This window comes from Rhodococcus sp. C26F (genome assembly GCF_053345925.1).
Map to the genome: position 1 here is coordinate 1 of NZ_JBKFBA010000076.1, position 10,722 is coordinate 10,722.

Annotated in this window: 13 protein-coding genes; 10 read left to right on the forward strand and 3 right to left on the reverse strand. The window is 68.9% G+C overall.

All coding sequences use genetic code 11. From position 1 onward, the window contains the following. Positions 1 to 24: 24 nt before the first annotated feature. Entirely contained in the window at positions 25 to 888 is an 864-nt protein-coding gene (locus ACLBYD_RS29765) for a fumarylacetoacetate hydrolase family protein (protein ID WP_447819268.1), read from the reverse strand. Between ACLBYD_RS29765 and ACLBYD_RS29770 the strand changes: the two genes are divergently transcribed. The 5 genes from ACLBYD_RS29770 (at position 887) to bluB (ending at position 3,241) form a co-directional block, all read left to right on the forward strand. Next, positions 887 to 1,009 carry a hypothetical protein gene (locus ACLBYD_RS29770; protein WP_447819269.1) on the forward strand — a complete coding sequence of 41 codons (123 nt, stop codon included), beginning with the start codon at positions 887 to 889 and terminating at the stop codon, positions 1,007 to 1,009. The genes ACLBYD_RS29765 and ACLBYD_RS29770 overlap by 2 nt on opposite strands. A gap of 85 nt (positions 1,010 to 1,094) precedes the next feature. Further along, a complete protein-coding gene (locus ACLBYD_RS29775) occupies positions 1,095 to 1,616 on the forward strand; it encodes an SRPBCC family protein (protein WP_447819270.1) in 522 nt (173 codons plus the stop codon). Further along, complete coding sequence (locus ACLBYD_RS29780; RefSeq protein WP_447819271.1) at positions 1,613 to 2,038, forward strand: DUF1801 domain-containing protein; 426 nt, start codon at positions 1,613 to 1,615, stop codon at positions 2,036 to 2,038. The genes ACLBYD_RS29775 and ACLBYD_RS29780 overlap by 4 nt, the downstream gene beginning before the upstream one ends. A gap of 47 nt (positions 2,039 to 2,085) precedes the next feature. Next, on the forward strand, positions 2,086 to 2,580 hold the full coding sequence (locus ACLBYD_RS29785) for a glutathione peroxidase (protein ID WP_447819272.1): 495 nt from the start codon (positions 2,086 to 2,088) through the stop codon (positions 2,578 to 2,580). 1 nt (position 2,581) lies between these two features. Further along, on the forward strand, positions 2,582 to 3,241 hold the full coding sequence (gene bluB, locus ACLBYD_RS29790) for a 5,6-dimethylbenzimidazole synthase (protein WP_397519414.1): 660 nt from the start codon (positions 2,582 to 2,584) through the stop codon (positions 3,239 to 3,241). 79 nt (positions 3,242 to 3,320) lie between these two features. Here the strand turns inward: bluB and ACLBYD_RS29795 are convergent, their stop codons facing one another. Continuing rightward, positions 3,321 to 5,447 carry an oxidoreductase gene (locus ACLBYD_RS29795; RefSeq protein ID WP_447819273.1) on the reverse strand — a complete coding sequence of 709 codons (2,127 nt, stop codon included), beginning with the start codon at positions 5,445 to 5,447 and terminating at the stop codon, positions 3,321 to 3,323. 138 nt (positions 5,448 to 5,585) lie between these two features. On the opposite strand from ACLBYD_RS29795, the gene ACLBYD_RS29800 reads away from it, so the two are divergent. Continuing rightward, complete coding sequence (locus ACLBYD_RS29800) at positions 5,586 to 6,290, forward strand: DUF2334 domain-containing protein (RefSeq protein WP_024103003.1); 705 nt, start codon at positions 5,586 to 5,588, stop codon at positions 6,288 to 6,290. A 58-nt stretch (positions 6,291 to 6,348) separates the two neighbouring features. Continuing rightward, a complete protein-coding gene (locus ACLBYD_RS29805; RefSeq protein ID WP_447819274.1) occupies positions 6,349 to 7,992 on the forward strand; it encodes an FAD-binding dehydrogenase in 1,644 nt (547 codons plus the stop codon). A 94-nt stretch (positions 7,993 to 8,086) separates the two neighbouring features. Here the strand turns inward: ACLBYD_RS29805 and ACLBYD_RS29810 are convergent, their stop codons facing one another. Beyond that, positions 8,087 to 8,731 carry an MBL fold metallo-hydrolase gene (locus tag ACLBYD_RS29810; protein WP_447819275.1) on the reverse strand — a complete coding sequence of 215 codons (645 nt, stop codon included), beginning with the start codon at positions 8,729 to 8,731 and terminating at the stop codon, positions 8,087 to 8,089. Between the two features lie 30 nt (positions 8,732 to 8,761). Between ACLBYD_RS29810 and ACLBYD_RS29815 the strand changes: the two genes are divergently transcribed. From ACLBYD_RS29815 to purQ, 3 genes are all read left to right on the forward strand, one after another. Continuing rightward, a complete protein-coding gene (locus ACLBYD_RS29815; RefSeq protein WP_447819276.1) occupies positions 8,762 to 9,652 on the forward strand; it encodes an LLM class flavin-dependent oxidoreductase in 891 nt (296 codons plus the stop codon). Positions 9,653 to 9,778: 126 nt separating this feature from the next. Continuing rightward, a complete protein-coding gene (gene purS, locus ACLBYD_RS29820; RefSeq protein WP_006551824.1) occupies positions 9,779 to 10,024 on the forward strand; it encodes a phosphoribosylformylglycinamidine synthase subunit PurS in 246 nt (81 codons plus the stop codon). Next, positions 10,021 to 10,698, forward strand: a complete 678-nt coding sequence (purQ, locus tag ACLBYD_RS29825; protein ID WP_006551823.1) for a phosphoribosylformylglycinamidine synthase subunit PurQ — start codon at positions 10,021 to 10,023, stop codon at positions 10,696 to 10,698. Before purS ends, purQ begins: the two co-directional genes overlap by 4 nt. Positions 10,699 to 10,722 lie beyond the last annotated feature (24 nt).

The following is a 10,722-nucleotide window of genomic DNA, read 5'->3' on the forward strand; positions in this document are numbered from 1 at the left end:
AGCGGACAGCCATTTCTGTAGCGACTACGCGCCGGCGGCGACGAAACGCTGGTGCAGTTCGCCGATGCCTTCGATCCAGCTGTCGAGCCGCTCACCGGCGCGCAGGTAGCGCTGCGGGTCGCGGCCCATGCCCACACCGGCGGGTGTGCCGGTGAAGATCACGTCGCCCGGGTACAGGGTGACGTTGCGCGACAGCTCGGCGACCAGCGCGGGGACGGAGAAGATCATCTCCCGCGTGCGGCCCTTCTGGACCTCCTCGCCGTCGATCGCGCACCCGAGTTCGAGATCGTCCGGGTCGGCGAACTCGTCGGGGGTGACGAGCCACGGACCCTGCGGGGCGAAGCCCGGATACGACTTGGCGAGACCGAACTGGGGCGCCGGTCCGCGCATCTGGGCGACGCGTTCGGAGATGTCCTGCCCCGCCGTCAGGCCCGCGACGTACGACCAGGCGTCTGCTGCGTCGACGTCGCGTGCCTCCCGACCGATGACGGCGACGAGTTCGATCTCCCAGTCGACGTTGCCGCCGTCCGGGATCGTGACCTCGGAGTCGGGGCCGGTGAACGCCGAGACGTACTTGGTGAACACCGGGGGCAGATGTGTGGGGGCCTCGAAGCCCGATTCGGCGGCGTGGTCGTCGTAGTTCAACCCGACCGCGAAGACCTGACGGGGTGCGGGGGAGGGGGCGCCCAGCCGGGCACGGTCGATCGCAGCGTGGTCGGTGACGTCCGCTTCCGCCGCCCACGCCCGCACCTCGTCCCACGACTCGTAGATCGAGGCAAGGTCCGGTCCGAACCGGCCGTCGGACGCGGTGGCGATGTCGATGCCCCGCTCGTTGCCGGGGTCACCGACGACGAGGACGGCACGGTTGTCGAGGTTGGCGATGCGCATGGACGTTCTCCTGATGGCTGCGGTGGTCGGTTCGATCCTGCTATGTCACCGCGGCGTCCGACAGACGTGGTGCTCGAGCCGTAGCGGGGCCATCGAGGACGAGTTCGACCGGGTCTCCTGATCGCACTCTCCCGTCGGAGGGATGCGGCATAGTTCGGGGAACAAGCCACGCAACGCTCTTCAACCGCACAACTTCGGGAGTCGCTGTGAAGAACCGTGCTCGATTCGTCGATGTCGAAGGCCGTCCCGCGCTCCACTTCGAGCGGGAGTACCCGTATCCGCAGGAACGGTTGTGGAGCGCGGTGACCGACCCGGCCGAACTCTCCCGGTGGTTCCCCGCCGCCGTCGACATCGAACTGCGCGAAGGTGGCACGATCACCTTCACCGACGAGCCCGACGCCGAGCCCACCAAGGGCACGCTCCTGGCGTGCGAACCGCCCGGCAGCCTGTCCTACACGTGGGAAGGCGACGAACTGTGGTTCACGCTGAACCCGACGCCGCAGGGTTGCCTGTTCGTCTTCGTCAACGTCCTCGGCGACCGGGAGACCGCCGCGATGGTCGCCGCGGGCTGGACGGTCTGCCTCGACGAGTTCGACGCCCTGCTGGCAGGCGAACCGCCGTCGCAGGAGACCGGCTCGGAGGCATGGCGGCCGGTCTACGAGTCCTACATCGCAGAAGGGTTCCCGGCGGGTGCTCCCGTGCCGGGACAAGGAGGGGAGACCTCATGAGCGAGTCCGAGAAGGGCACCGGACCCAAGCTGTTGTCGGGTGGCAACCCACAGATCCCGAAGGGGATGGGCAGGGAACCGGTCGAGGCCTACATCGCGGCGATGCCCGAGTGGAAGCACGACATCGGCCGACGCCTCGACGAGCTGATCCTCGAGGAAGTTCCCGACGCCCACAACGCCGTGAAATGGAACCAGCCGCTCTACGGCACCGCCGACGACAGCTGGTTCCTCACGTTCCGCTGCTTCACGAACTACGTGCAGCTGAGTTTCTTCAGGGGGAGTTCGCTCGACCCGCTGCCGGAGAAGGGGTCCAAGCATCCCGAGATGCGCTATCACGACATCCGCCGGCTCGGGGATCTCGACGAGGAGAAGGTCCGGAAGTGGGTCCGGCAGGCCGCCGCACTCCCGGGGGAGAAGATGTAGCACGCCGATGTTCGAGGGAGTGATCGGGCACACGATAGTTTGGATGCATGACCACGCCTCTCCAGGACATCCCGATCAACACCCTCTCGGGTGAACCCACGAATCTCGGCGCGTACGAGGGCCACGCGGTACTCGTCGTGAACGTCGCGTCCAAGTGCGGCCTGACCCCGCAGTACACGGCGCTCGAGAAGCTCGCGCAGGAATACCGCGACCGCGGACTGTTCGTCGTGGGCGTGCCGTGCAACCAGTTCATGGGTCAGGAACCCGGAACGCCGGAGGAGATTCAGGAGTTCTGCTCCGCCACCTACGGCGTGACCTTCCCGCTGCTCGAGAAGATCGAGGTCAACGGCAAGAACCGGCATCCGCTCTACGCCGAGCTCACCAAGCACCCGGATGCCTCCGGCGAGGCCGGCGACATCCAGTGGAACTTCGAGAAGTTCCTCATCGCTCCCGACGGCACGGTCGCCGCGCGCTTCCGTCCCCGCACGGAACCGGATGCGCCCGAGATCCTCGACGCCCTCGAAGAGATCCTGCCGGCCTGACATGTTCGGCACAGAAGCGCGGGACGCGCTGTACGACATCATCCGCATGCGTCGCGACGTCCGTGCAGAATTCAGCGGGGAACGGCTCGACGAGGACACGCTGATGCGCATCCTGCGGGCCGCCCATCACGCACCCAGTGTCGGCAACACCCAGCCCTGGGACTTCGTCGTCGTGCAGGACGAACAGCGGCTGAAGGAGTTCGCCGAGCACGTCGCCGGTTGCCGACAGGCGTTCGCCGACTCGCTTCCCGAGGACCGGAAGAGCACCTTCGACCCCATCAAGATCGAAGGCATCGTCGAATCGGGGACCGGCGTCGTCGTCACCTACGACCCCGAACGCGGCGGCAAGCACATCCTCGGCCGCCACACCATCGACGAATCCGGCCTGTTCTCGGCCGTGCTGGCGATCCAGAACCTGTGGCTCGCCGCGACCGCCGAGGGTCTCGGCGTGGGATGGGTGTCGTTCTACGAGGAGGACTTCCTCGCCGACTTCGTCGGAGTGAGCGCACCCGTGCGTCCCATCGCGTGGCTGTGTGTCGGGCCGGTCACGCGGCTCCAGGAGATACCCGACCTCGAACGGTTCGGCTGGCGCAAGGGGCGCCCGCTCGAGGAGGCCGTGCACCGCGACAGGTTCGCGGCGCCGGGCGACCGGGAAGCCTGATCCGACGGGTGGCGGCCGGTTCGTGAGTGCACGAGCNCCGCCACCCGCTGTTTCACAGGTCGGTCGCCACCTGTCTGTTTCAGAGTTCGGTCGCGACCTTCCATGCACTGTGGATGGCACCCTCGATGTAGTCGACCCGACCCGCGTCCCCGACGACGCGGACGTCGATGCCCGAGCCGGCCAGTTCGTCGGCGAGCGGTGCTGCCGCCGACACACCGGACGCGACCACGACCATGCGGGCGCGTACCGATTTCGTCTCGCCGTCCACGGTGAACTCCACCGTCTTCGGGGTGATGCGCTGAACCGTCGCACCACGATGCACCTCGAGGCCGACCTCGCGCGCGTGCTTGACGGCGGTCCACCGGCGCGGCATCGCCATCGGCACCCCGAGCTGCTTCCCCTCGGCGAGCAGCGTCACCCGGCTTCCCCGCTCGGCCATGAACTCCGCGAGTTCGAGCCCGACGAGCGACCCGCCGATCACGACGACATCCTTCGCCATGGGAAGGAAACGGAGGAATCTGCGGCTCAGATCACGGATCCTCCGAGGACTCGTGGTGATACCGGCGAGCCTGCCCACCCGGCCCATCACCCGCAGCACCGGGGACTGATCGGAGACGTCGCCCGCACCCGTCATGAGCGCACGCATGCTGTCACCGGTGTGCACGTGCGGAAGGTCCCCGCCCGGCACGGTGGGACGTTCCCGCACGGCGCCCGTCGCGACGACCACCACGTCCGGCTCCAGGGCGCGGATCGATGCGGCGGTGGCCTCGGCGCCGAGCCGCACGTCGATGCCGAGGCGGGTGACCTCGGCCGTCAGCCATTTCAACAGCCGCTCGTTGTCGGGGGTGGTGAGGGTCGAGAACCACAGGGTGCCGCCGAGCCGGTCGGCCTTGTCGAGGACGGTGACCCGGTGCCCGCGTTCGGTGGCGACCCGTGCCGCTTCGAGACCACCCGGGCCGGCTCCGACGACCACGACATGCTTCGACGTCGCGGTGCGCACGAAGGGCACCAGCGCTTCGTTGCCGAGCGCAGGATTGACCGCACAGATGGGTGTGGCATCCCAGAAGTTCTCCTGCACACACACATAGCAGTTGATGCACGGGCGGATCTGCTCGCTGCGGCCCTGCTTAAGCTTGGCGACGAGCGCGGGATCGGCCAGCAACTGACGTCCCATCGCGACGAAGTCGGTGACGCCCTCGGCGATCATCCGCTCGCCGACCTCCGGCAGCATGCGGCCGACGGTGATGACGGGGATCGACACCGCACGCTTGATGACCGCCGCGTTGTGGGTGTAGTAGCCGACCTTGTCCGGCAACGGGCCGTCGGTGAAATTCGCGAACGCGTTCAGCGCGGTGCCAGTGACGTGGAGGGCATCGGCACCGGCCTGCTCGAACAACACTGCGGCAGCAGCGGATTCCTCGACGGTCAGGCCGTCCGTCTCACCGTATTCCTGCCCTGCCAGGCGCACGATGACGGCGAGGCGGTCGCCGACCTCGGCCTTCACCGCGCGGATCACCTCGCAGGTCAGCCGGGCCCGGTTCTCCAGCGACCCGCCGTATCCGTCGGTGCGCTGGTTCGTGTAGCGGCTGAGGAAGGCGCCGAGCACGTAGTTGTGGGCGGCGTGGATCTCGACGGCGTCCGCTCCGGCGGCGGCGGCCCGGCCCGCGGCCTCGGCGAACATCCGGATCAACCATTCGATGTCGCTCTCGGAGGCCTCGTTGTAGGTGGCCTGCGCGCCACCCTGGATCGATGCCATGCGCTGCAGTTCCGCGGGCGTGCAGTCGGCCATGGCGCTCATGTCGCTCGGCGGCTTCGGGATGCTCGGCACGAGCTGCGGCCGGCCCTGCAGGGTGTCGATACGGGCGACCTTGCCGTGGTGCACCATCTGCACGCACAGCTTGCTGCCGACCTCGTGGACGGCGTCGGCCAGTGCGCGGAGGCCGGGGATGAACCGGTCCTCGGACAGGCCGGGTTCCTTCGTGCTGGTGCATCCCGCCGGATAGGCGACCGCGCAGCATCCGGTGACGATCAGCCCGGTGCCTCCGGCCGCGCGGGCGACGAAATGATCGATGTCGCCCTGTTCGATCTCCCCGTCCTCGCAGAGGTTCATGTCCATGGCGGGCATCACCACGCGGTTGTCCAGCGTGATCGGCCCGATGGTGCCGGGGGAGAGAAGGCGCGTATAGGTCTGGTTCGGGACTGCCACGCCCGGACGGTATGCCCGGCCCGGTGTGGTCGTCGACACTGTCCCGATGAACGGGATGCGGATCGCCGGCCCGAGTCTTCATCCGGACTTCCCGGTCGGGCAGGACGCCGTTCACCCGGGTGCAGCAGGCTCGGGGTCATGAGCGGACGGATGATCGTGTCGGTGTCGGGGATCCGGGACGTCACGCGCGACCTCGTGGACGCCTTCGCCCGTGAGACGGACGCGCGCGGAGTGCCGTTGTCGCTGTTCGTCGCACCCCGCCTGAAGGACCACTACCGCCTCGTGCGGGATCCGGCGACGCAGGAGTGGCTGCTCGAGCGACGCGAGGGCGGCGACGCGATCGTGCTGCACGGTTACGACCAGGCGGCGACGAAGCGACGTCGCGCCGAGTTCGCGACGCTGCCCGAGCACGAAGCACGGTTGCGCCTGCTCGCCGCCGACCGCGTGCTCGAGGAGACCGGACTGCGCACCCGGCTGTTCGCACCACCGCGATGGCGCGCGTCGCCGGGCGCAGTGACAGCACTTCCGCAGGTCGGTTTCCGGATGATGGCGGACAACGCCGGGATCCACGATCTGGTGGCGGGCACCGTGACGAAGACGCGGCTGTACGCGCTCGGTGACGGTGCGGGGTCGGACGTGTGGCGCTGCCGCGCGATGGTGATGGGCGCGTCGCGGACGGCGCGGCGCGGGGAATTGCTGCGTCTGGCGATCGCCGCTCCCCGGCTCGCCGAGTCCGGACCCCGGCAGGCGATCCTCGACGCCGTCGACCTCGCGCTGCACCACGGTGCCGAACCGACCGTCCACGCCTGGCGGCCGCGTCCGTCGAACAGCCGCGTGGCGTGATCCCGCCGGGCCCGCCGGTGCTCCCGGTCGCAGCATCCGCTCGGTAATGTTGGCGGCCATGGATGCTGACGTGATCGTGGTGGGGGCGGGACTCGCGGGGCTCGTGGCGGTCGGTGAACTGATCGACGCCGGTCGCAAGGTTCTGCTGGTCGATCAGGAGAACTCGAACAACATTGGTGGGCAGGCCTTCTGGTCGTTCGGTGGGTTGTTCTTCGTCGACAGTCCCGAACAGCGACGACTCGGGATCAAGGATTCCTACGAACTCGCCTTGCAGGACTGGATGGGGACCGCCGGCTTCGACCGCGAGATCGAGGACCGCTGGCCGCGGCGCTGGGCCCAGGCCTACGTCGAGTTCGCCGCGGGGGAGAAGCACGCCTGGCTCAAGCAGCGCGGGCTGAAGATCTTCCCGATGGTCAACTGGGCCGAACGCGGCGGATACGACGCTGCAGGGCACGGCAACTCGGTCCCGCGATTCCACATCACCTGGGGTACCGGTCCGGGCCTCGTCGAGATCTTCGAACGCAAGCTCCGCGAAGGCGTCGAACTCGGTCTCGTCACGCTGAAGCACCGCCACCGGGTCGACGAACTCGTCGTCACCGACGGAGCCGCCACCGGTGTGCGCGGAGCGATCCTCGAGCCCACCGACGCGGCGCGTGGCGTGGCGTCCTCCCGCACCGTCGTCGGGGACTTCGAGTTCTCCGCCGGAGCCGTCATCGTCACCTCCGGCGGTATCGGCGGCAACTACGACCTCGTGAAGAAGAACTGGCCGAAGCGGATGGGGGAGCCGCCGAAGCACATGCTCAGCGGTGTGCCCGCGCACGTCGACGGCCGGATGCTCGAGATCACCGAGAAGGCCGGCGGGAACATCGTCAACCGCGACCGCATGTGGCACTACACCGAGGGCATCACCAACTACGACCCGGTGTGGCCCGATCACGGCATCCGCATCCTGCCCGGCCCGTCGTCGCTGTGGCTCGACGCCACCGGCAAGCGGTTGCCGGTGCCGTTGTTCCCCGGCTTCGACACGCTCGGCACCCTCGAGTACATCGTGAGCACGGGTTACGACCACACCTGGTTCGTGCTCGACCAGAAGATCATCGAGAAGGAGTTCGGGCTCTCCGGCTCCGAGCAGAATCCCGACCTCACCGGGCGCAGCCTCCGCCTGCTGCTGCAGCGGGTCAGGTCGGGTGCCCCCGGACCGGTCGAGGCCTTCAAGGAGCGCGGTGTCGACTTCGTCGTCCGCGACACGCTCGCCGATCTCGTCGCGGGCATGAACGAACTCACCCCCGAGGCGCCCCTCGACTACGAGCAGGTGCGTTCGGTGGTCGAGGCCCGCGACCGCGAGATGGACAACAAGTACACCAAAGACCTGCAGGTCGCGGCGGTGCGCTCGGCACGGGCCTACGCACCCGATCGCGTCGTCCGCATCGCGGCGCCGCACCGGATCCTCGACCCCAAGGCCGGACCGCTCATCGCGGTCAAGCTGCACCTGCTCACCCGCAAGACGCTCGGCGGGCTCGAGACCGACCTGTCCTCGCGCGTGCTGCGGTCGGACGGGTCGGTCTTCGACGGACTCTTCGCCGCCGGTGAGGTCGCCGGCTTCGGTGGTGGCGGCGTCCACGGCTACCGGTCGCTCGAGGGCACCTTCCTCGGCGGTTGCATCTTCTCGGGACGGGCGGCGGGTCGCGCCGCCGCCCGCTGAACCTCCCGTCGGCGTCGACTGGGACAGCAGAGCGTGAAACGGTCATAGGAGCGCGAAACATCCCGCGCCGACGACCGTTTCGCGCTCCGCAGCATCAGACCTCGACGCCGTCCTCGTGCGACAGCACGCGGAATTCGGTGCCTTCCGGCGCCATCTCGCTGTACCGGCCGTAGAAGATGCCGCGACCGTTGTCGTTGACGATGCCCTGGTGGATCGGCACGGCGACCCGCGGATTCACCGCGCGCAGGTAGTCGATCGCCTCCCAGATCTTGAGCCACGGCGCGGTCGACGGCAGGGCCAGCACGTCGACGCGCTCGTGCGGGATGTACAGCGAGTCGCCGGGGTGCAGCAGCCGCGACGGATTCTCGTCGTCGCCGACGAGGAAGGCCGTGTTGTCGATGACGGGCATGTCGGGGTGGATCACCGCGTGCCGTCCGCCGGTGCCGCGCACGGTCAGCGAACCCACCGAGAACGAGTCGCCGGGACGCACCGCGGTCCAGTCGCCGTCGAGCAGGTTCGCCGACTGCGGGTCGGAGAACAGCTGCGCCCCGGGATTGGCCTCGAGGAGCGCGGGCAGCCGGGTGGTGTCGGCGTGGTCGGGATGCTGGTGGGTCACGAGGATCGCGTCGAGTCCGGTGATGCCCTCGAACCCGTGGGAGAAATTTCCGGGGTCGAAAAGGAGCTTCGCGCCGAGATGTTCGACGAGGATGCAGGAATGGCCGAAATGGGTCAGTTGCATGCCGTCGAGTATGCCGTCGGAAGGAGCCCGATGACCGACTACGGACAGGAACTCCGCTTCGGCAGCTTCCTCACGCCCTCCGCCGCCGACCCGGCGGGTGTCGTCGACCTCGCCGTGGTGTCGGAGCGTGCCGGACTCGACCTGGTGACGATCCAGGACCATCCCTACCAGCCGCGATTCCTCGACACCTGGACGCTGCTCGGGTGGATCGCCGCGCGCACCACGACCGTGACGGTCGCGCCCGATGTCGCGAACCTGCCCCTGCGCGGGCCGGTGATCCTCGCACGGAGCGCAGCCTCGCTGGACCGGCTCAGCGGGGGTCGTGTCGAACTGGGTCTCGGGTCGGGGGCCTTCTGGGACGCCGTCGCCGCGAACGGCGGACCGCACCGCAGCCCCGGCGAAGCGGTCGACGCGCTGATCGAGGCGATCGAGGTGATCCGCGCCCTGTGGTCGGACGAGAAGGGCGCGGCCCGGGTCGACGGCACGTACTACCGACTGACCGGCGCGAAGCGGGGCCCGTTCCCCGCGCACGATCTCGGCATCTGGCTCGGTGCCTACGGCAAGCGGATGCTCGACGTCACCGGCCGCTTCGCCGACGGATGGCTGCCGAGTTCGTTCGCCGCCGGGCCCGAGAAGCTGGGGGAGATGAGCGCCCGCGTCGACGAGGGTGCGCACCGTGCCGGGTGTGATCCCGCCGCGATCCGCCGCCTCTACAACATCTCCGGCACCTTCGCGGAGACCGCCGACGGGTCGTTCCTGCACGGGCCGCCCGAGGTGTGGGCCGAACAGCTCGCCGAGCTGACCCTGCGGCACGGGACCAGCACCTTCGTCCTCGGCAGCGACGAGCAGCCCGACCTCGAACGTTTCGCCGGCGAGGTCGCGCCCCGCGTGCGCGAACTCGTTGGTGCCGAGCGGCGTTGAACGGGGGTGACGGGTCTCGCACGAGCGGGACCTCGGCCGATGCCCGCCCCGGTGGCCACGGCCGGTAAACTGCTGGATGTCCGGTGTCCGTCCCCGGGCGCCAGCACTACTACCGAGGAGCAGCACGTGGCGCGTGTCGTCGTCGAAGTCATGCCCAAAGCCGAGATTCTCGACCCCCAGGGTCAGGCCATCACCGGGGCGCTGTCGCGGCTGGGCTTCGCGGGCGTGACCGACGTCCGTCAGGGCAAGCGTTTCGAGCTCGAGGTCGACGGCAGCGTCGGCGACGAGGAGCTCGAGAAGATCGCCGAGTCGTTGCTCGCCAACACGGTGATCGAGGACTGGGCCATCCGGCGGATCGACGGTGACGCATGAGCGCACGCATCGGAGTCATCACCTTCCCGGGCACGCTCGACGACGTCGACGCCTCCCGCGCGGTGAAGCTCGCCGGTGGTGAGGCCGTGAGCCTGTGGCACGGGGACGCCGATCTCAAGGGAGTCGACGCGGTGATCGTGCCCGGCGGCTTCTCCTACGGCGACTACCTGCGCTGCGGTGCCATCGCACGGTTCGCGCCGGTGATGGGCAAGGTCGTCGAGGCCGCGCAGAAGGGCATGCCCGTCCTCGGCATCTGCAACGGCTTCCAGGTGCTGTGCGAGGCGGGTCTGCTGCCCGGCGCGCTCACCCGCAACGCCGGTCTGCACTTCGTCTGCCGCGACGAGTGGCTGAAGGTCGAGTCGAACACCACCGCGTGGACCTCGCGCTACGAGGCCGGCGCCGAGATCCTCATCCCGCTCAAGTCGGGTGAGGGCCGCTACCAGGCATCGGAGAAGGTGCTCGACGAGCTCGAGGGTGAAGGTCGCGTGGTGTTCCGCTTCGCGGGCGACAACCCGAACGGTTCGCAGCGCGGCATCGCCGGTATCTCGTCGGCGAACGGCCGGGTCGTCGGTCTCATGCCGCACCCCGAGCACGCCACCGAGGCGCTCACCGGCCCCAGCGACGACGGACTCGGCATGTTCTACAGCGTGCTGGACGCGGTCGTCAACGCGTGACCGCCTGACCGGAATTTTCCGGCG

What these genes read in the sequence shown, in the direction of transcription:
- bluB (WP_397519414.1), top strand. Translation starts at nt 2,582, where the DNA reads ATGTTCGGCACAGAAGCGCGGGACGCGCTGTACGACATCATCCGCATG.
- ACLBYD_RS29800 (WP_024103003.1), top strand. Translation starts at nt 5,586, where the DNA reads ATGAGCGGACGGATGATCGTGTCGGTGTCGGGGATCCGGGACGTCACG.
- ACLBYD_RS29765 (WP_447819268.1), bottom strand. Translation starts at nt 888, where the DNA reads ATGCGCATCGCCAACCTCGACAACCGTGCCGTCCTCGTCGTCGGTGAC.
- ACLBYD_RS29805 (WP_447819274.1), top strand. Translation starts at nt 6,349, where the DNA reads ATGGATGCTGACGTGATCGTGGTGGGGGCGGGACTCGCGGGGCTCGTG.
- ACLBYD_RS29810 (WP_447819275.1), bottom strand. Translation starts at nt 8,731, where the DNA reads ATGCAACTGACCCATTTCGGCCATTCCTGCATCCTCGTCGAACATCTC.
- purQ (WP_006551823.1), top strand. Translation starts at nt 10,021, where the DNA reads ATGAGCGCACGCATCGGAGTCATCACCTTCCCGGGCACGCTCGACGAC.
- ACLBYD_RS29780 (WP_447819271.1), top strand. Translation starts at nt 1,613, where the DNA reads ATGAGCGAGTCCGAGAAGGGCACCGGACCCAAGCTGTTGTCGGGTGGC.
- ACLBYD_RS29815 (WP_447819276.1), top strand. Translation starts at nt 8,762, where the DNA reads ATGACCGACTACGGACAGGAACTCCGCTTCGGCAGCTTCCTCACGCCC.
- ACLBYD_RS29785 (WP_447819272.1), top strand. Translation starts at nt 2,086, where the DNA reads ATGACCACGCCTCTCCAGGACATCCCGATCAACACCCTCTCGGGTGAA.
- ACLBYD_RS29770 (WP_447819269.1), top strand. Translation starts at nt 887, where the DNA reads ATGGACGTTCTCCTGATGGCTGCGGTGGTCGGTTCGATCCTGCTATGT.